The sequence below is a fragment of the Tessaracoccus coleopterorum genome, assembly GCF_011174705.1.
Lineage (GTDB): Bacteria > Actinomycetota > Actinomycetes > Propionibacteriales > Propionibacteriaceae > Arachnia > Arachnia coleopterorum.
Genome location: NZ_JAANIJ010000001.1, coordinates 3,203,549 through 3,220,935, shown reverse-complemented (window position 1 = coordinate 3,220,935; position 17,387 = coordinate 3,203,549). Strand labels below are relative to the sequence as shown.

Annotated in this window: 19 protein-coding genes and 8 pseudogenes; 20 read left to right on the top strand and 7 right to left on the bottom strand. The window is 71.0% G+C overall.

Annotation, left to right across the window (positions count from 1 at the left end; genetic code table 11):
- Positions 1-60: 60 nt before the first annotated feature.
- The 4 genes and pseudogenes from G7085_RS33475 to G7085_RS20615 all read right to left on the bottom strand — a co-directional run.
- Positions 61-482, bottom strand: a pseudogene (locus G7085_RS33475) (UPF0182 family protein); the annotation flags it as partial.
- Positions 483-516: 34 nt separating this feature from the next.
- Positions 517-1,458 carry a UPF0182 family protein gene (locus G7085_RS31390; protein ID WP_269451937.1) on the bottom strand — a complete coding sequence of 314 codons (942 nt, stop codon included), beginning with the start codon at positions 1,456-1,458 and terminating at the stop codon, positions 517-519.
- Positions 1,459-1,561: 103 nt separating this feature from the next.
- Positions 1,562-1,941 (bottom strand): annotated as a pseudogene (locus G7085_RS20620) (PPA1309 family protein); the annotation flags it as partial.
- 25 nt (positions 1,942-1,966) lie between these two features.
- On the bottom strand, positions 1,967-2,992 hold the full coding sequence (locus tag G7085_RS20615; protein ID WP_197512289.1) for a YlbL family protein: 1,026 nt from the start codon (positions 2,990-2,992) through the stop codon (positions 1,967-1,969).
- Positions 2,993-3,147: 155 nt separating this feature from the next.
- Here G7085_RS20615 and G7085_RS20610 point away from each other — a divergent pair, with 155 nt between their 5' ends.
- The 6 genes and pseudogenes from G7085_RS20610 (at position 3,148) to G7085_RS20585 (ending at position 5,500) form a co-directional block, all read left to right on the top strand.
- Positions 3,148-3,390 (top strand): hypothetical protein, encoded by a 243-nt coding sequence (locus G7085_RS20610; RefSeq protein WP_197512287.1) that lies wholly within the window; start codon positions 3,148-3,150, stop codon positions 3,388-3,390.
- Positions 3,391-3,476: 86 nt separating this feature from the next.
- Positions 3,477-3,638 (top strand): annotated as a pseudogene (locus G7085_RS35785) (zinc-dependent metalloprotease); the annotation flags it as partial.
- A pseudogene (locus G7085_RS35780) lies at positions 3,635-3,874 on the top strand (zinc-dependent metalloprotease); the annotation flags it as partial. The pseudogenes G7085_RS35785 and G7085_RS35780, both read left to right, overlap by 4 nt.
- 2 nt (positions 3,875-3,876) lie before the next feature.
- Positions 3,877-4,457: pseudogene (locus tag G7085_RS35775) on the top strand (zinc-dependent metalloprotease).
- 212 nt (positions 4,458-4,669) lie between these two features.
- Complete coding sequence (locus G7085_RS20590; RefSeq protein WP_193432368.1) at positions 4,670-4,831, top strand: DUF5679 domain-containing protein; 162 nt, start codon at positions 4,670-4,672, stop codon at positions 4,829-4,831.
- Between the two features lie 150 nt (positions 4,832-4,981).
- Positions 4,982-5,500, top strand: a complete 519-nt coding sequence (locus G7085_RS20585) for a hypothetical protein (protein ID WP_197512282.1) — start codon at positions 4,982-4,984, stop codon at positions 5,498-5,500.
- On the opposite strand, the gene G7085_RS28340 is transcribed toward G7085_RS20585, so the two are convergent.
- On the bottom strand, positions 5,491-6,507 hold the full coding sequence (locus G7085_RS28340) for a 3'-5' exonuclease (protein ID WP_231979767.1): 1,017 nt from the start codon (positions 6,505-6,507) through the stop codon (positions 5,491-5,493). The genes G7085_RS20585 and G7085_RS28340 overlap by 10 nt on opposite strands.
- Complete coding sequence (locus G7085_RS28335) at positions 6,504-7,511, bottom strand: ATP-dependent helicase (RefSeq protein ID WP_331715856.1); 1,008 nt, start codon at positions 7,509-7,511, stop codon at positions 6,504-6,506. The genes G7085_RS28340 and G7085_RS28335 overlap by 4 nt, the downstream gene beginning before the upstream one ends.
- Before the next feature lie 103 nt (positions 7,512-7,614).
- Between G7085_RS28335 and G7085_RS35770 the strand changes: the two are divergent.
- The 14 genes and pseudogenes from G7085_RS35770 to G7085_RS35760 all read left to right on the top strand — a co-directional run.
- Positions 7,615-7,839: pseudogene (locus tag G7085_RS35770) on the top strand (exodeoxyribonuclease V subunit gamma); the annotation flags it as partial.
- 62 nt (positions 7,840-7,901) lie between these two features.
- Positions 7,902-8,240: a hypothetical protein gene (locus tag G7085_RS28330; protein WP_231979766.1), complete on the top strand. Its 339-nt coding sequence runs from the start codon at positions 7,902-7,904 to the stop codon at positions 8,238-8,240.
- A 145-nt stretch (positions 8,241-8,385) separates the two neighbouring features.
- Positions 8,386-9,276: an exodeoxyribonuclease V subunit gamma gene (locus G7085_RS20570; protein WP_197512278.1), complete on the top strand. Its 891-nt coding sequence runs from the start codon at positions 8,386-8,388 to the stop codon at positions 9,274-9,276.
- Positions 9,277-9,493: 217 nt separating this feature from the next.
- Complete coding sequence (locus G7085_RS20565; protein WP_197512276.1) at positions 9,494-10,597, top strand: hypothetical protein; 1,104 nt, start codon at positions 9,494-9,496, stop codon at positions 10,595-10,597.
- Positions 10,597-11,127 carry a UvrD-helicase domain-containing protein gene (locus G7085_RS20560; protein ID WP_197512274.1) on the top strand — a complete coding sequence of 177 codons (531 nt, stop codon included), beginning with the start codon at positions 10,597-10,599 and terminating at the stop codon, positions 11,125-11,127. Before G7085_RS20565 ends, G7085_RS20560 begins: the two co-directional genes overlap by 1 nt.
- Before the next feature lie 36 nt (positions 11,128-11,163).
- Positions 11,164-12,018, top strand: coding sequence for a UvrD-helicase domain-containing protein (locus G7085_RS20555; protein ID WP_331715855.1), 855 nt, complete (start codon positions 11,164-11,166; stop codon positions 12,016-12,018).
- Positions 12,019-12,144: 126 nt separating this feature from the next.
- Positions 12,145-12,570: a 3'-5' exonuclease gene (locus tag G7085_RS20550; RefSeq protein WP_197512270.1), complete on the top strand. Its 426-nt coding sequence runs from the start codon at positions 12,145-12,147 to the stop codon at positions 12,568-12,570.
- 386 nt (positions 12,571-12,956) lie between these two features.
- Positions 12,957-13,274: a PDDEXK family nuclease gene (locus tag G7085_RS20545; RefSeq protein WP_197512268.1), complete on the top strand. Its 318-nt coding sequence runs from the start codon at positions 12,957-12,959 to the stop codon at positions 13,272-13,274.
- A gap of 75 nt (positions 13,275-13,349) precedes the next feature.
- A pseudogene (locus G7085_RS35765) lies at positions 13,350-13,619 on the top strand (PD-(D/E)XK nuclease family protein); the annotation flags it as partial.
- A gap of 38 nt (positions 13,620-13,657) precedes the next feature.
- Positions 13,658-14,275 (top strand): hypothetical protein, encoded by a 618-nt coding sequence (locus G7085_RS33465; protein ID WP_197512266.1) that lies wholly within the window; start codon positions 13,658-13,660, stop codon positions 14,273-14,275.
- Positions 14,276-14,351: 76 nt separating this feature from the next.
- A complete protein-coding gene (locus tag G7085_RS33460) occupies positions 14,352-14,588 on the top strand; it encodes an AAA family ATPase (protein WP_331715854.1) in 237 nt (78 codons plus the stop codon).
- Positions 14,585-15,088 carry an AAA family ATPase gene (locus G7085_RS31375; RefSeq protein ID WP_197512263.1) on the top strand — a complete coding sequence of 168 codons (504 nt, stop codon included), beginning with the start codon at positions 14,585-14,587 and terminating at the stop codon, positions 15,086-15,088. The genes G7085_RS33460 and G7085_RS31375 overlap by 4 nt, the downstream gene beginning before the upstream one ends.
- The gene (locus G7085_RS20520) at positions 15,082-15,438 is read left to right on the top strand and encodes an ATP-binding domain-containing protein (RefSeq protein ID WP_197512262.1); all 357 of its coding nucleotides are present in this window, start codon (positions 15,082-15,084) and stop codon (positions 15,436-15,438) included. Before G7085_RS31375 ends, G7085_RS20520 begins: the two co-directional genes overlap by 7 nt.
- Positions 15,439-15,515: 77 nt before the next feature.
- Positions 15,516-16,082, top strand: a pseudogene (locus tag G7085_RS35760) (maleylpyruvate isomerase family mycothiol-dependent enzyme); the annotation flags it as partial.
- Positions 16,083-16,172: 90 nt separating this feature from the next.
- Here G7085_RS35760 and G7085_RS20510 read toward each other — a convergent pair.
- Entirely contained in the window at positions 16,173-17,099 is a 927-nt protein-coding gene (locus G7085_RS20510; protein ID WP_331715853.1) for an amino acid aminotransferase, read from the bottom strand.
- Positions 17,100-17,387: the final 288 nt, after the last annotated feature.

The window sequence follows — 17,387 nt, the reverse complement described above, 5'->3', positions numbered from 1 at the left end:
GGGCGCGCCGACGACGACGTAGTAGTCGCTGCGCTCGCCGTAGTAGATCCGCGGCTCGTGCTCGTCGAGCTTGCCGACGGTCGGGATGCCGCCGGAGAAGAACACCGGCTCGCCGTTGGCCTCACGCTGGTTGCCGTAGGCGGCGACCATGCCGTAGCCGTGCGTGTAGACGGTGCGGCGGTTGTTCCAGGTGTCGCCGGACTCCACGGAGTTCAGGTCGAGCTCGCGGGCCGCAACAACAGCATCGGTGGCCTTGCCGTCGATGATGTAGCGGTCCACGTCGAGCGTGGCCGGGAACGCGTAGTAGCCACGCACCTGCTGCAACTGCTCGAAGGTGCGGTTGACGACGGCCGGGTCGATCAGTCGGATGGCGGGCAGCGCCTCCGCGTCGGCCCGGAGCTGCCCGCGGTGGCCGTGGTGGTCGCCTCGTAGTCCTCGATCTCCACGTCGTCGATGCCGTAGGCGAACCGCGTCGCCTCGATGTTGTTCGCGATGTAGGGCAGTTCCTTGTCCTGCTCATCGGGGTGACGCGGAAGCTCTGGACCAGCCAGGGTAGAGGCTCGACAGGATGAGCATCGACACCACGAGCAGCGCGATCGAGGCGGCGGGCACCGACCAGCGCACCCTCCACGCGTTGTAGAAGCACGCCAGCGCGCAGATCACGCAGATGGCCGCGACGATCGCCGTCACCGGCATCCGCGTCTGGAAGTCCGTGTAGCCCATGCCGGTGAACAGAGTGCTGGGCGTGATGTTCAACGCGTACCGGTCGAGCACCACGCGCACCCCGAACAGCAGGATGGCGATGCCGAGCGTGATCGAAAGCTGACGCTGCGCCGGGACGCTCGCCGAGGTGCTGCCCTTGCCGCGCAGCGCAGAGGCGTTCAGCGCGCCGGTGAGGAAGTGGACGCTGAGGGCGCCGATGCCTCCCAGCACGACGGCGAAGAGCAGAAAGCCCGTGACGAACTGCAGCCACGGCAGGGTGAAGACGTAGAAGGAGGCGTCGACGCCGAAGTAGGGGTCACTCTGGCCGAACGGGGTGCGGTGCAGCCAGGCGAGGAACATGTCGGCCTGGCCCAGCGCCGTCAGGCCTGCGAGCAGGGCCACGATGAGCGACGGCACCGCCATCAGGAAGCGCGACCTCTCGTCGAGGACGTCACGCATCTGCACCAGGAACTCCGAGTCCAGGTTCGCGCGGCGCACCTTCGGGCGGAGCCGGTACGCGATGACCATCGACACGAACACGATGGCGAACATCACCAGCGCGAACCCGACGAGCAGCCCGATCTGGGCCGCCAGCCGCGTGGTGAACACGGCCTGGAAGTCGATGCTGCGGAACCACAGATAATCGGTGGCGACGCGGGACGCGATGATCGTGGCGATGATGAGACCACCGACCACGAGCACCGTCCACAGCAGGGGCGACCGCCTCGGTGGCGCGTCGAGATCCTCGGCACTCATGGTCAGTCCTCACTCCTGAAGGTTTCGAGCAGCTTTTCGGCGAGTCCGGGACGAGGTCCTCCGCGCCGAGTAGGTCGTCGGGGTTGCTCACGAGCCTGGCGAGGCCGTGCCTGGTGCCCTCGCGCAGCACGCCGACGACCACGCGGACGTCGGTCCTGTCGGGATGCTTGGCGACGAAGTCCGCGGCGGCTTCCGGGTCGGTTGGAAGGTCCTTCTCGTGCTCCGGAGGCAGGAACGAGCGCTCGAGCGCGATGGCGCAGCCTCCACCGTCTCGGGCCAGAAGATCGACCCGAGCCGTTCGAACAGGTTGTCCGTGGCGTGGAACTCGTCCTGCTCGATGGCGGTCAGCGCATCGGGAGAGCCCTCAGGGACCCTGCCGCGCAGTTGCGGCTCCACCTCGAGCAGGGTGCTGGTGGTGACGAGCGCGAAGAGCCTGGCCGGCTGATGCCATCCGGCGGAAGTGACGTGGCGCTCCACGTCCATCAGGCAGGCGATGAGGCGTGACGGATCAGCCACAGGTGGGTACCTCCGAGGTGTTTCCTTCATTGATGAGCTGAAGCGCAGAGATGGCGTCCTTCAGCGTGGCGACCTTCACGAGCTTCACCGAGGTGTCGAGGTCACCGATGTCGGCGCAGTTGCGATCCGGCACGAGGAAGACCGTCGCCTTGTCGCGTTCGGCCCCTTGATCTTCTCGCGGACGCCTCCGATGGCGCCCACCTTCCCTGGGGTCGATGGTGCCGGTGCCCGCGACGACCTCGCCTCCGACCAGGTCACCGTCGGTGATCTTGTCGTAGATGCCGAGCGCGAAGATCAGCCCCGCGCTCGGCCCGGTCACGGCGGGATCGACGCCGAATGTCACGCGTGGGGTGAACCGGTAGCCGGTGCCGATCGCGATGCCGTCGGACACCCGGGACGGGTCGGTCTCGCTGGCTTTCAGCGTGATGGCCGCGCTCATCTGCTTCCCGTCACGGAGCACGTCGTAGACCACCTCGTCGCCGGGCAGGTGCAGCGCGAGGATCGCGTCGATGTCCTTGACCGTCGCCACCGCCTGGCCGTCGAGCGACTCGATGAGGTCGCCCGGTTGCAGGATGTCGGCCGCCGGCCCGGACAGCGAGACGAGCTCCACCCGCGGCATGTCCGTGACGGGGATCACCGCCGCGCGGAGGGCCGCCACCGTGGCGTCGTTGCGGGAGCTGTCCATCATGGCGACGGCGTCGCTCTCGACCTGTTCGCTTGTCTTGCCCGGCGGGTAGATGACGTCGCGCGGCATGGCGTCGGAGTCGCCGCCGAAGTGCACGAAGATGGCCTCGGGCAGGCTCAGCGACGCATCGAACCGCGTGGTGGAGACGGTGGTCATGAGAAGCCTGCCGGACGTCTCGAAGGTCGGGGCATCTGTCACCTCGATCACCGGGGCGCCTTCCGCGGCACCCAGCACGTCGATCGTCTGCCCCGGCCGGCGCGCCACGTACGGCACGGGCACGACCACGAGCGACACCGCGAGGAGTGCAAAGAGCAGCGACGAGACGATCGCCATCGCGTTACGCGACACACCAGCTCCCTTCGCTTCCCAACCTGCGCAAACCCTACCAAGCGCGCCAAGGTGCCCCGCATCGCCGGGCGGCCACCCGATGCGCACCACGTCGCGCCGGGCTTGCCCGATGGGGAAGAATGGGGGCAAGGAGGAAGCCGATGACCAACAATCCCTTCGACTTCGAACAGCTTCGCAAGTTGCTGGAGCAGCTCGGGTTGGGCGATGCCGACAACCTCAACCTGGAGGACCTGATCGCGCAGGTCAACCGGATGCAGGCCGCGGGCGGGGCCAACATGTTCGGCATGACCAACGCCGACCGCGACCCCGACGCCGCATGGCTGACCACGGTCACGGCGGCCAAGTCACTCGCCGCGGAATCCGGGGCGACCCGCGGTCCGTGAGGACGAGCAGAATGCGGTGCGCGACGTCGAGCGCCTGGCGCAGTCCTGGCTGACCCCGTGACCGACCTCCCGAGACGGGACGGCCCGGCCGGGCCATCACCCGGGCGCAGTGGCTCGATGCGACGAGCGACGGCTGGCGCGCCATCATCGAACCCATCATCGACGGGCTCGCCGATGCCCTGCAGCGCGGCACCGTCTCCGACATGGATGAGGGCCTGCAGGGCCTCTCCCAGATGCTGGCCCGATGATGAAGCAGTCCGCCTCCCTCATCTACCGCGACCGGCTGAAGCGGGAACTCGCCAGCGTGGCCGGCGACATCCTCACCGGCACCGAGAACGGGTTCAACCTGCTCGGCACCTCCGACGTCCTGCTGCTGCCGTCGAACGTGGCGCAGTTCACGCGCGACCTCGACGTGGCCGGGTCGGACGTCGTGCTGTACCTGCTGCTGCGGGAGGGCGCCCGACAGCGCCTGTTCCACTCCGTCGGCTGGCTCTCCCCCAGCTCCGCGCCCTGCTCGCGCACTACTCGCGGGAGATCACCATCGACTTCGAATCGATCGCCAACCAGTTCCAGCCGGAGAACTTCGAGTCGATGTCCATCGAGGACGTCGTCGCAGTCGGCGAATCGGTGCGGGGCTCCTTCTTCCAGCCCGCGAGCACCCCGACTCAGCTGGAGATCCTCGAACGGCTGGAGGTGCTCCTCGCCCTCGTCGAGGGCTGGGTCGACCACGTGGTCGCGAAGGCGACCGCCCCGTGGATGCCCACGCACCCAAGCTCGAGGAGATCGTGAGCCGTCGACGGGCCGCCTCCACGCCGGTCACCGGCGTGTTCGCGGAGCTCATCGGCCTCGACCTGGCGCCCCGCCTGGTGCGTGACGCCCGGAACCTCTGGGCCGTCGTCGAACACAACCGCGGCCAGGCCGGGAGGGACCGGATCTGGGGCCACCCCGACCTGCTTCCGACCAGGGCGCACCTGGCCGACCCGCTGTCGTTCACCGGCGGGGACGATGCCGGTGATCGGGTCGAGGATGACATCGACGCGGAGTTGCGCAAGCTGCTCGGCGAGTGACCGCGCCTGTCAATCGCGGGTTTGAGCTTGACGCGGCGGATCCGTCACGCCAAACTTCTGTGATGTGAGTCCCGGTCGGCTCAGTTCGCAGGGGAAGGCGGATCGAGCAACCGGGACTCCTCTACTGTGAGGCATGTTCCGCCACGGTGCACGAGTCACGGCTACAGTTTTGTCAAAGGTCGCTGAACCCGGCGGCTGCTAAAGGAGGAAAAATGGCTACTGAGACCTGGGAAGGCTCTTTCTACTGCGTCAAGTGCAAGGAGAAGCGCGACGCTAAGGGAGAGGTCGTCGTCAATGCCAAGGGCACCAAGATGGCCAAGGGCAAGTGCCCCGTCTGCGGCACGAACCTGAACCGCATTCTCGGCAAGGCCTGAGTACCAGCCACCAAGGCTTCCGACGGGGTGACGGACCATAGGTCCGTCACCCCGTCGTGTGCTGCCCGGACGTTGTCCGGAGCGCATCGGGTGTTGTCCGGGGACGGTCCTCCCTCGACCCGGACGGGTCGGAGCGGCAGGATCGCCCGCATGGGCACTGGAGCCGACCTGTGCGTCATCGGTCACCCCCGACGCGTCTCCCGGATCGCGGAGGCCCTCTCCGCGGCCGGGCTGCTGAGCCGCGGGCTCACCCCACGTGAGGCGCACGACGCACCGGGAAGCGTGCTCGGCGCCGAGATCATCGTGTGGGCCTTCTCCCCCGGCACCCATCCCACCCTCGAGGCTGAGGGCTACGCAGGAGGCGCGATCGGCCTCTACGCCCACTGGGACGACGAGTCAGCCGAGGTCGGTCCGGTCTGCGTTCCCGGGAGGGGTCCGTGCGCGGCGTGTCTCCGCCGCACCACCCCGCCCCGGCGCGGCGGGCTGAACCCCTTGTTGGGGTCGTGGACGGCGGCATGGGCTGCGCTGCACTGCGACGCGCTGCTGCGGACCGGATCGACGGAACTGGTCGGGGCCAGCTGGGCCTGGCGGCTCACCCGGCCCGGCCTGACGCTGCGCGGCTGGCCGCGGCTACCGGGCTGCATCGTGCCGGACTGCGGTCAACCCTGATGGCGCGCGATCACCTCGAGGGCACCCTCGCCGTACTTCGTCACCTTGCTCTGGCCGATCCCGGGAAGCCGCAGCAACTCGGCCGCGTTCGACGGCTCGGCCTCGGCGATCGCCTGGAGTGTGGCGTCGGTGAACACCACGAACGCGGGCACCTTCGCCTCCTCGGCCACCGACCTGCGCCACGCGCGCAGCGACTCGAAGAGCGCCTCGTCGAAGTTCACCTCGCAGTCCTCATGCCTGCTCAGCTTGCGTTCCCCCGCCGTGTGGAGCAGGCCGCCGCAGACGCGGCACTTCCTGGACTTCGACGACGTCGTCGCCTTCGACTGCCTCCGGCTGACGGTCGCGGGCCCGGTCACCTGGTCGGCGATGAACCGCGACCTGGTGGCGCTGCCCCGCGAGGCGGCCCAGCTGATCCGCAGCTCGCGCTTGGCCCGCGTGAACCCGACGTAGAGCAGCCTGCGCTCCTCGGACAGCTCCGGTTCCTCCTGGCTCAGAGCGAACGGGATGAGGCCCTCCCGCACCCCGACGATGGCGACGCCCTCCCATTCGAGGCCCTTCGCGGCGTGCAGCGTCGACAGCGTGACGGCGTCGGCGACGGGGCTGGCCTGCCAGCTGGCCCGCTCCTGCAACCAGGATGCGGCCTGGGCCGCGTCCAGACCGGACCGCGCCTCCGACTCCTCGACGACCATGGTGCGCAACGCGTCGAGCGACTCCCACCGCTCACGCTGCCTGCCCTGCCCGCCCGGCGCCTCCGACTTCCAGCCGAGGCCGGAGAGGACACGGGCCATCAGCTCCACAGGGACGGCCCCGGTGTGCGGGACGCCCCCTGCCGAACTCGAGGACGGCCTGGCGCACCTCGGCCCGGTCGTAGAAGCGCTCGGTGCCCGGACCGTGTAGGGAACGCCGGCCTCGGTGAGCGCGGCCTCCAGGGCGGGGGCCTGCGCGTTGATCCGGTAGAGCACCGCCAGCTCCGACCACGGGGTCCCCTCCGCGTGCGACGCCTTCATCCAGGCGGCCACGCCGACGGCCTCGCCGCGCTCATCCGACTCCCCTGGAAGGTCGGCGGCGGCCCCGCGGGTCGGGTGGCCCGGAGCGCGCCGGGGCCACCGTCGCGGATCCGGAGCACCCGGTTGGCCGAGGAGATCACCTCGGGCGACGATCGGTAGTTGCGCACGAGCCGCACCGTCTGCGCTCCCGGATGCTCGGAGGCGAACCCGAGCAGGTAGGCGGCATCGGCACCGGCGAACGAGTGGATCGCCTGGTTGGCGTCGCCGACGACACACACGTCGTCGCGGCCGTCGACCCACAGCGAGATCAGGCGGTGCTGCAGCGCGGACACGTCCTGGTACTCGTCCACGACGAAGTGCCGGTACGTGCCGCGGATGGTCTCGGCGATCTTCGGATGCTCGCTGAGCAGCACCGCGTTGCACATGAGGATGTCGTTGAAGTCGACGGTGCCCTCCGTCAGCTTCTGCTTCTCGTAGTGCGCCATCACCGCGGACACCTGCCCTGGGGTGGCGCCGTTGACGGAGCGGTGGCCCGCCACCTCGGGGTAGAGCGCAGCGCTGACGTTGCTCGTCTTCGCCCACGAGATCTCGGAGTCGAGGTCGCGCACGAGCGCCGTGTCGGAGGAGCCGAGCACCTGGTGGGCCGCGCGCGCCACCAGGCCGAACGTGTTCTCCGCGACCCGCGGGAATTCGACGCCGTATGCCTGGGGCCAGAAGAACTGACATTGCCTGAGCGCTGCGGAGTGGATGGTGCGGGCCTGCGCCGAGCGCACCCCCAGCGACGCGAGCCGGGAGCGCATCTCTCCGGCGGCGCGAGTGGTGAAGGTGACCGCGAGGGTGCCGGTCGCGTCGTAGCGCCCCTCACGCACCGCGTGGGCGATCCGGTGGGTGATCGCCCTCGTCTTTCCCGTCCCGGCGCCGGCGAGGACGACGACGGGGTGGTCGAGCATCGTCGCGACGCGTCGCTGTTCCGGGTCGAGGGCATCGAGGATCTGGTCACTCACCCCCCATCTTCGCCCGCGGCACCGACAACTGGCGAACCGCCTCGGCCGGAGGCGGTTTCGTCACCGGCGGCCGATAGGGTGGGCGCAGAGGGCACGGGAGGGGATGTTTGAGATGGCGTTGGCACTGGTGACGGCGCACCGCTGGGCCACGCTGCTCGACCACCTGGCCGCGCGCCTCCGGGAAAGCTCGGATGACCCGTTCGCATGGTCGCGTGTGGTGGTGTCATCGGCCGCGACGGGACGCATCGTCGGCCAGGAGATGGCGGCCAGGCTCGGAATCTCGGCCGGCGTCGAGTACGTCACACCCGGCCAGTTGATGGGCCGGTTCGCCGAGCGCGCGGGAGTGGCCCGCGACCGCTCCCGTTGGCTCGGCACCCCCTCGACCTGGCCGTGTGGCAGGCCGTCGACGAGCTGTCGCAGGAGCATCCGATCCTGGCTCGGACGGCCGACCCGACGAGGGCGGGCGGCCGCCGGGCCACGGCGACCCGTCTGGCCCGGCTGCTGCGCTGGTATGTCGACGTGGCGCCCGAGCTCGTCTCGGCCTGGCTCGAGGGAAGCGACGAGGGCCGGACGGCAGGGAGCTGCCCGAGCGGTGGGCGTGGCAGCCCGAGTTGCTGCGCAACGCTGCGCTCTCGCTCGAGATCGACCCCATCGACACGCTCGCCTCGATCGTCGAGGCGGCCGCCACCGACCGGGTGCCCACCACAGTGTTCGCCGTCGATGACCTGACCGCGCCGCAACGGGCCACCCTCGAGTCCTTCGGCGCCCTGACCGTCCTCGCCGTCGAGGGTTCCCCGGCGAGGCGTGGGGCACGGCGTTGGCCGGCCCGCCCGTCCGGCTCGGCGACCACGTGCGGGCCGTGCCTTCCGTCGAGTTGCACGACTCCCACGGGCCGGGCCGCCAGATCGAGGTGCTCCGCGACGAACTCACGCGGGCCTTCGCCGACGACCCGACCCTCGAGCCGCGCGACGTCGCCATCATCTGTCCACACCCGCAGCGGTACGCCGCCCTGCTCGACGGCGCGTTCAAGCAGGCCGTCGACGGTGGCCACCCCGGAAGGTCCCTACGGGTCCAACCGGTGGCCGGCCAGGCGGGAAACCCGGTCGTCTCGCTGATGGCAACGGTGCTCAGGCTCGGGGAGCTGCGGGCCTCGGCCAGCCAGCTGGTCGAGTTGCTGCTCAGCGCCCCGCTGGCCCACCGCTGGCGGCTGAGCGACCGGCAGGCTGTCATCGAGCTCGTCGGCGGTGCGGGCATCCGGTGGGGTATGGACGCGGGCCACCGCGCCGAGTTCGACCTCGAGGGCCTCGCCCAGAACACCTGGCTGCGGGGGCTCGACCGGCTCCTGATCGGGCTCACCCTCGCCGACGGACATGACGGTGGTCTGAGCCTGGCCGGCTCCGATGTGGTCGGCTCATCCGATCTCGAGACGGTCGGGGCGCTCTGCGAGATCGTCTCCCGGCTGCGTCGCCTGATCGCGGCGACGCAGCAGAGCGCCACCATCCCGGCCTGGGTGCGCAGGGCACGCGCCGTGATCTCAGACCTGATCGGTCTCCCCGCGATGACGAGTGGCAGGTGCTCCACGCCCACAAGGTGCTGGCCCGCCTCGAGGCCGACCACGCGGGCAGCGCCACCCTCCTCACCCGGGGCGAGTTCGCGCACCTGCTCGAGGCGGCGGGCGGCGCACCCCGGGCGCGGGTCGCCGCGGGAAACGGCTCGCTGCTGGTGGCACCGCTCGGCGAACTGGGCCACGTGGGGTTCCGCCTGATCGCCCTCCTCGGCGTCACCGACGACGTGGTTCCCGGCCCTCCGGCATCGCCCCGACGCCATCGACCTCGGTTCCCTCGCGCCCGACCGCCGCTCGCGCAGGCTCGCCCAACTCCTCGACCATGCCCGTTCGGCCGAAAGGGTGCTGATCGTCCGGCAGGCCTACTCGCAACGCACCAACGACGCCGTGGCCACGCCGTCGGCCGTGACATGGCTCCTTGAGCAGCTCGGGTGGCCCGGCCCTCTCCGCCATCCTCCGACTGCGACCTCCGAGGGCAACTTCCGCGGCAGGGCGAGCTTCGACGCGACCGCCCACGCGGGAGCCGTCGCCCACCGGGGCGCGGCAGCGACCGGGTCGCTCCCGGCGCGCCGCAGACGACAGGCCCGCACCCGCCCGTGGGGCCGCTGCCCACGCAGGTCGGGCTCGATCACCTCGCCCGCTTCCTGGCCGACCCGCGAGGGCGTTCCTGCGCTCGGCCGCGGGTCTGCCGCTGTATGTGGAGCCCACCCTGAGCGACGACCTGCCGATCGAGTTGGACGGGTTGGGTCGCTGGAAGGTCCTGAACGACCTGATCGAGGCACGGAAGGCGGGCACCGCGCTCGACGTGGTGGTGCAACGGTTGAGGAGCAGCGAGGAGCTGCCCCCGAGGAGATCGGACGGGTGGCCTTCCTCCGGGAGCTCGAGCGGGCCGACCAGCTGTGGGCGAAGGCCGGGCCGGCCTTCCTGCAGGACATCACCGACGTCCCGCTCGACCTCACCTTCGACCTCTCGGGGATGGGCCGGATCCGGCTGGTGGACCGGGTCCGGCTGCGCGGAGGCGCCGCCGTCACCGTCACCCGAGCAAGGGCGACGAGAAGCTGATCACCCCTGGCTGGAGTCGCTGGCCCTCACCGCCGCGGGGGTCCCCACCCCCGGGAAGCTGTTCCGGTTCCGTTGGGACCCGGTTGAGAAGGGCGACCTGCCCGAGGAGCGCATTGTCGGGCTGCCCGACAGGGACGAGGCGCTCGCGCGCCTGACCACTGTGGTGACGGCCTTCGCGCTCGGCCAGCACCGGCTCATCACCGTGCCCGTCGACGCGGGCATCCACTTCGCCGAGGACGCGGCCCGCGGCCGGTACAGGGAGGCCGACTGGCGGGGCGCTCCACCTGGCGGCACCGCAGGTGGAGCTCGTACGGCCCTCCTGGTCGCTGTTCTTCGGGGTGAGGTCGCCGAGCTGTTCGACGACCCCAGGCTCGACGAGGACCCGGACAACGGTCAGCCCACGGCCTTCGGGGCATGGGCCGTCGCCCTCTACACGGGCGTGACGGGAAGGATCGGCTGATGCGCGCGTTCGACCTGACGGGGCCGCTGCCCGGCACCACCAGCCTGCTCGAGGCGAGCGCAGGCACCGGGAAGACCTACGCCATCGCCGCGCTCACCACCCGCTTCATCGCTGAGACCCCGGGTCTGGACATCACCAGGGTGTTGCTGATCACCTTCGGCAACAGCGCCGCCGCGGAGTTGCGCACCCGCGTCTTCGAGCGCCTCGTGAGGACACTGCGGCGGCTGGAAGCGCACCTGGCCGGGCTTCCCATGTACCTCGCCTCCGACGACCCCGACGCCGTCGACGACCTCCTCGCATCCCACGACGCCGAGGTTCACCGCGACCGGATCGCCGCCGCACTCCGCCGGTTCAGCGAGACCCACATCCTCACCATCCATGCCTTCTGCGAGTCGCTCCTCCTCGAGCTCGGCGTGCTCGGCGACTGGGACCCGCGCAGCGGGTCGGCCCCGACGACCCCGAACTCGGCAGGCAGTGCGCCGCCGACACGTACCTGCGGCTCCACCGTCACGATGCGACCCCGCCGTTGACCGCCCGACACGCTCTGGACATCGGCATCAAGGCCTGTGGACAGCCCTGCCACTGCTGCCCCGCTCGGGCCGAGACACGACTTCGCGGTGGCGGTCCGCGAGCTGTACGCGACCCGGAAGGCGGTCGAAGGCCTCTGCACGTTCGACGACGTGATCTCCCGACTGCGCGGCGCGCTCGCCGACGACCGCACGGGAGCCCTGGTCAGGGCGACACTGGCCGACCGGTTCCCGGTGGTACTCGTCGACGAGTTCCAGGACACCGACCCCGAGCAGTGGGACATCATCGAGCGGGCGTTCGTGGCACCGGATAGGGCGACCATCCTGATCGGCGACCCGAAGCAGTCCATCTACGGGTTCCGTGGGGCGGACCTCGGCACCTACCTGCGGGCCAGGCAGGGCGCCGAGGTGCACACGCTCGCCATGAACCACCGCACGGACGAGCCGCTGGTCCGGGCCGTGGTCAACCTCTTCGGTGACGTCGGCCTCGGCTCCCAGGAGGTCACGGTCGGCCATGTCGAGGCGAGGTACAAGTCCCGGATGGCCCTACCGACCGCCGAGCGCCTGTGGCTGCGTCGTCACACCGCCGACCTCCTGCCCGGCAACGACGCCGAGGCCGCCATCGGCAACGATCTGGTGCGCCAGGTCCGGCTCCTGCTCGCCAACGCGCGGTTCACGCAACCGGATGCTCCGCTGGCCCCCGCGACATCGCCGTGCTCACCCGGACCGGGGCGCGCGCAGCCGCGATCCGCTCGACCCTCACCGCGGCGGGCATCCCCGCGGTGCTCACGGGCAGCCAGAGCGTCTGGCGTCAGGAGGCGGCAGGCGACTGGAAGAGGCTCCTGCGCGCCATGGCGGAGCCCACCCAGGCGCACATCAGGCTGGCGGCGCTGACCCCCTGATCGGTTCCGAGCTCGGTGACCTCCTCAGCGACGGGAGCCGCGAGCCCGCCCGGGTCAGCACGCTGGTACGGGAGCTCACCCGGGCCTTCGACGCCGGGGCATCGGTTCGGTCGTCACGGTGCTGCGCACCCGGGCGGCGCTGGAGGCGCGGCTCCTCGCCGACGACGACGGGGCCCGTCGGCTCGCCGATCTGCTCCACCTCGCCGAGCTGCTCGACTGCTCCACCGCCCACACCATCCCGGGCCTGCTGGCCGTCCTCACCGACCACGACCAGGACGAGGAGACCGACGCCATCCGCATCGAGTCCGACGAACAGGCCGTGCGGGTGATGACGCTGCACGCGGCGAAGGGCCTCGAGTTCCCCGTCGTGCTCCTCCCGGAGACCGACGGCACCGCTGCCTGGCTGAGCAGGCCGTTCACCATCATCGAGGACAACCGCCGGCACCTCTACATCGGCGACCCCCGAGGTGGGGCGACGAGGTCGCCAGGGACTTCAAGACGCAGACCATCGAGGAGGAGCTGCGGCTGCTCTACGTGGGGATGACGCGGGCGCGGCACCTCACCATCGCCTGGCACGTGCACAGTGGGCAGCCCTCCAGCGCGGACGGCCCCCTGAGCCGGCTCCTCACCCGGCACGGCTGGCACCCACGTAAGGGGGTCGCGCCGGAGCCGGTCACGGTCGACGGCGTGTCCGATAGCCTCCTCGACCCGGCTCCGCCTGCACCGGTCCCACCGGCTCCGAGGGCGGCGGGGCACCGTTGGAGCTCCGCACCCTCGACCGCCCCTCGACCGCACGTGGCGCCGCACCTCCTACTCCGGCCTCACCCAGGGGCTGCACGAGGCGTCGGTCCACGTCGTGCTCGACGAGGCCGACGAACTCGACCTCCCACCGGCCCAGGCACCCGCGCCGGAGCTGGCCGCGCCGTCCCGATGGCCGACCTTCCCGCCGGGGCGGGCTTCGGCACCCTGGTGCACGAGGCGCTGGAACGACTGGACTGGGCGCCGGTCAGCCTCGCGGCCAGCGCCGCCGAACTGATGGCCGAGCTCGGGCCGCAGAACGGCCTCGACGCCGCACAGTCGGCGACGCTGGCCTCCGCCCTGGACCTGCTCTGCCGCACGCCGCTGCTCCCCCTCACCGGGCTCACTCTCTCCGACCTGCCCACCTCAGCCCGGCTGCCCGAGCTCGATTTCGACCTTCCGCTCGCCGATCGCGGCACCCCGCCACCCTCGCCGAGCTGGCCGCGCTGATGGCGGACCACCTCCCGCGGACGATCCGCTCGCGAGCTACCCGGGCGACTCGGCTCGTCCGAGGCCGGCCCCGCGGTGCTCAACGGCTTCCTCACGGGCTCGATCGACGCGGTGCTGCGGCTGCCCGACGGCAGGTTCGTCGTGGTCGACTACAAGACCAACCGGTTGAGCCCCACGCCCGCCGACCCGCTGACGCTCGGCCACTACACGGCCCATCCGATGGCGGAGGCGATGATGCAGGCGCACTACCCGCTCCAGGCGACGCTGTACTGCGTGGCGCTCCACCGCTACCTGAGCCTCCGGCTGCCCGGCTATGACCCGGCCATCCACCTCGGCGGGGTCGGTTACCTCTTCGTGCGCGGCATGGCCGGGCCCGACACCCCGTGGTGGACGGCGTCACCTGCGGCGTGTTCGGCTGGTTCCCGACCCGGCCATGGTGCTGGCCGCCTCCGACCTGCTGGGAGGCCACCGTGCCTGAGATCCCCATCGCGGCCACCGGGTCGCTCCTGCGGTTCTGTGAGGCGGGAATGCTGCGCCTCATCGACTTCCACCTCGCCCGTAGGCTCGGCCAGCTGGCCGATGAGGCCGATCCGGATGTGGTCCTCGCCTGCGCCCTCGCCGTGCGCGAGCTGCGCCTCGGATCCGTGTGCGTCGACCTGGCCACCGCCTCCGCGCGGCTGCAGCCCGAGGCCGACCTCGACGACGGGACCGGCACCGCCACCGTCGACCTGGCGTGGCCCGAACGCGACGGCTGGCTGGCCAGGGTGGCCGCATCGCCTGCCGTCGGTACCGCGGGGCTGGTCGAGGCCCCTTCCGGTTGGACGGCACGCTGCTCTACCTCGACCGCTACTGGCGGCAGGAACGGGCGGTGGCCGACCTGTTCCGGGAACGCAGCGACACCCCGAGCGACCCGGTCGGCACCACCTTCGGCGCCGACGAGCGGCTGGACGCCCACCAGCGCGCGGCGGTGGCTGCAGCGCTCACGCACACGACGACGGTGATCACCGGCGGCCCCGGCACCGGCAAGACCACCATCGTCGCCCGCATCCTCCGTGCCCTCGCCCCGGCGCCCCGAGGGTGGCTCTCTGCGCGCCGACCGGCAAGGCCGCCGCCAGGCTCCTCCAGGAGGTGGGCGGCGCCGGCGGCCAACTCTGGGGAGGAACGCTGCACAAGCTCCTCGGGTTGCGTCCGCGCTCCGGCTTCCGCGAGTTCACGCGCGAGAACCCGCTCCCCTTCGACGTGGTGGTGGTCGACGAGACCTCGATGGTCTCCCTCGAACTGATGGGCCAACTGCTCGAGGCCCTCACCCGATGACACGGCTGATCCTGCTCGGAGACCCGCACCAGCTGCGTTCTGTGGAGGCCGGCGCCGTGCTGGCCGACATCGAGAGCGCCCCCGACCTCATCGCCGAACCGGGAGGGATCCTGGCACGCCTCCAGACCAACTACCGGTCCAACGACGAGATCAACTTCCTGGCCGACGCGATCCTCGGTGGCGATGCCGACGCCGCCCGCGCCGTGGTCGAGTCGGCCTCCTCGATCGAGCTGATCGACTTCGAGGGTGACGTCGACCCCGCTTCCCTTCCCACCCTGCGTTCCGACGTCCTCGCGACCGCGGCCGAGGTCCACCGTCACGCCCTGCAGGGCGAGGGCGGCGCTGCGAACGCCGCTCTCGGGTCGCACCGCATCCTGTGCGGTCACCGCGAGGGCCCTTCGGCGTGGGGCACTGGGCCAGATCGACCCGGGCCTGGCTCGCCACCCAGCTCGAGAGTTACGGCTACGATTCGCGCAGCTACGTCGGCCAGCCGTTGCTGATCCAGCGCAACAGCGACCTGTTCGCCAACGGTGACACCGCCGTCGTGGTGCGCTCGGGCGACGACCTCGTGGCCGTGGTCGACCGTCCCGAGGGGCCGCTGCTGCTCGCACCGGCGCTCCTCGACGACGCGACCGACCTGCACGCCATGACCATCCACAAGAGCCAGGGAAGCCAGTTTGATCGGGTCTCTGTCGTGTTGCCCCCGCCCGGTTCACCGCTGCTGACCCGCGAGCTTGTCTACACGGCGGTGACCCGGGCCCAGGCGGGGCTGCGGCTCTACGGCAGCTGGGAGTCGCTTGCCGAGGCGGTACGCACCCCGCCCGCCGGGCAAGCGGGCTCGCGGGCCTGACGGCGTGTCCACGTCGCTCCTCGTGACGCGGACGGGAGGCACGCTCACGGCGACGTAGCATCCCACCAGGAGGGAGCATGGACGAAGCGATCGTGTGGGATGCGATCGACCGGCAACGCGGCCGGGTGGCCGATCTGCTCGCATCGCTCTCCCCGGCGGAGTGGAGCGCGCAGTCGCTGTGCCACGGCTGGCGGGTCCGGGATGTCGCGGCCCACCTGACGCTGCAGGAGTTGACCCTGCTGCAGGCCGTCGCGCTGGCTGTGCGCTCGCCCGGAGGCATGAACCACGTGATCGAGCGCTCGGCCGTCCGGAAGGCGGACCGGTCCTCTCCCGAAGGTCTCGTGGCCGAGCTCCGCCGCACGGTCGGGTCGCGGCGCACCAACGTCGGCATCACGCAGGTCGGGGCGCTGTCGGACATCGTGCTGCACGGCCAGGACATCGCGCTGCCGCTCGGCAGGAGGATCGTGGTGGAGACCGAAACGGCGACAGTGGTGCTGCGGAACGTGTGGGACCTGCTGGGCAGCCGGGCGGCACGCGTCTACGCGCGGTCGCCCCGCGAGGGCATCCGGTTCGTCGCCACCGACGCGGACTGGGCCGCGGGCGAGGGGCAGGCCGCCCACGCCCCGGCCCTGGCCATCGCCCTGATCCTGACGGGCGGCCGTTGGCGCTCGCGCAGGCGGCGGGCCCAGGGGCGGAGCTCATGCGGCGCCGCCTCCGGGGCGCCGCGTGAGCGGTCAGGCCCTGACGGCCGCGATCGCGTCGGCCACCCGGTCGAGGTTGCCGGTGTTGAGCGCCGCGACGCACATGCGCCCAGAGTCGAGGCCGTAGATGCCGTGCCCGGTGCGCAGGGCCACCATCTGATCCTTCGTGAGGCCGGAGTAGCTGAACATGCCGAGCTGCTGCGCGATGAAACCCATGTCGGTGATGCCGCGGGCCTCGAGTCCGTCCACCAGGGCCCGTCGGAGGTCGCGGATCCTGGAGCGCATGGTCCCGAGTTCGGCCTCCCAGTCGGCCCGGAGGGCGTCGTCGCCGAGCACGGTCGCCACGAGCGCGGCGCCCGCGGTGGGCGGGTTGGAGTAGTTGGTGCGCACGGTGATCTTCAGCTGGGAGAGGACCCGCCTGGCCGCGTCGGCCGAGTCGACCACCACCGAAAGCGACCCGACCCGCTCGCCGTAGAGGCTGAACGACTTCGAGTACGAGGTGGAGAGCAGGAAGTTCAGGCCCGAGCCGACGAACTTGCCGACGACGGCGCCGTCCTCCTCGATGCCGAAGCCGAAGCCCTGGTAGGCCATGTCGAGGAACGGCACGAGTCCACGCTCGGCGAGCACCGCGATGACGGCGTCCCACTGCGCGGGCGTCAGGTCGTAGCCGGTCGGGTTGTGGCAGCAGGCGTGCAGCACGACGATCGTGCCGGGCGCGGCGGCGCCCAGATCCTCGAGGAGCCCGGAGAAGTCGATCCCCTTCGCCTCCGCGTCGTAGTAACGGTAGGTGGCGACGGGGAAGCCGGCGCGGGTGAACAGGGCGCGGTGGTTCTCCCAGCTGGGATCCGAGATGAGGACGGTGGCGCCGGGATCGAGCTGGGCCAACAGGTCGGCACCGACCTTGAGCGCGCCGGTTCCACCGAGGCTCTGCACGGTCGCGACACGGCCCTCGGTGAGCACCGCGGCGTCCGTGCCGAAGACAAGGCCCGCACCGTCTCACGGAACGCAGGCATGCCGTCGATCCCGAGGTAGGCCTTCGGCCTGCCCTGCCCCACCAGCGCGAGCTCCGCCTCGCGGACGGCCCCCATCAGCGGCAGCTTGCCGTCCTCGCCGAGGTAGACCCCGACGCCCAGGTTCACCTTCTCCGCGCGGGTGTCGGCGTTGAAGGCCTCGGTCAGTCCGAGGATCGGGTCTGCGGGCGCGAGTTCCGCGCGGTCGAACAGCGACATGGTGGGTGGTTCCTCTCGT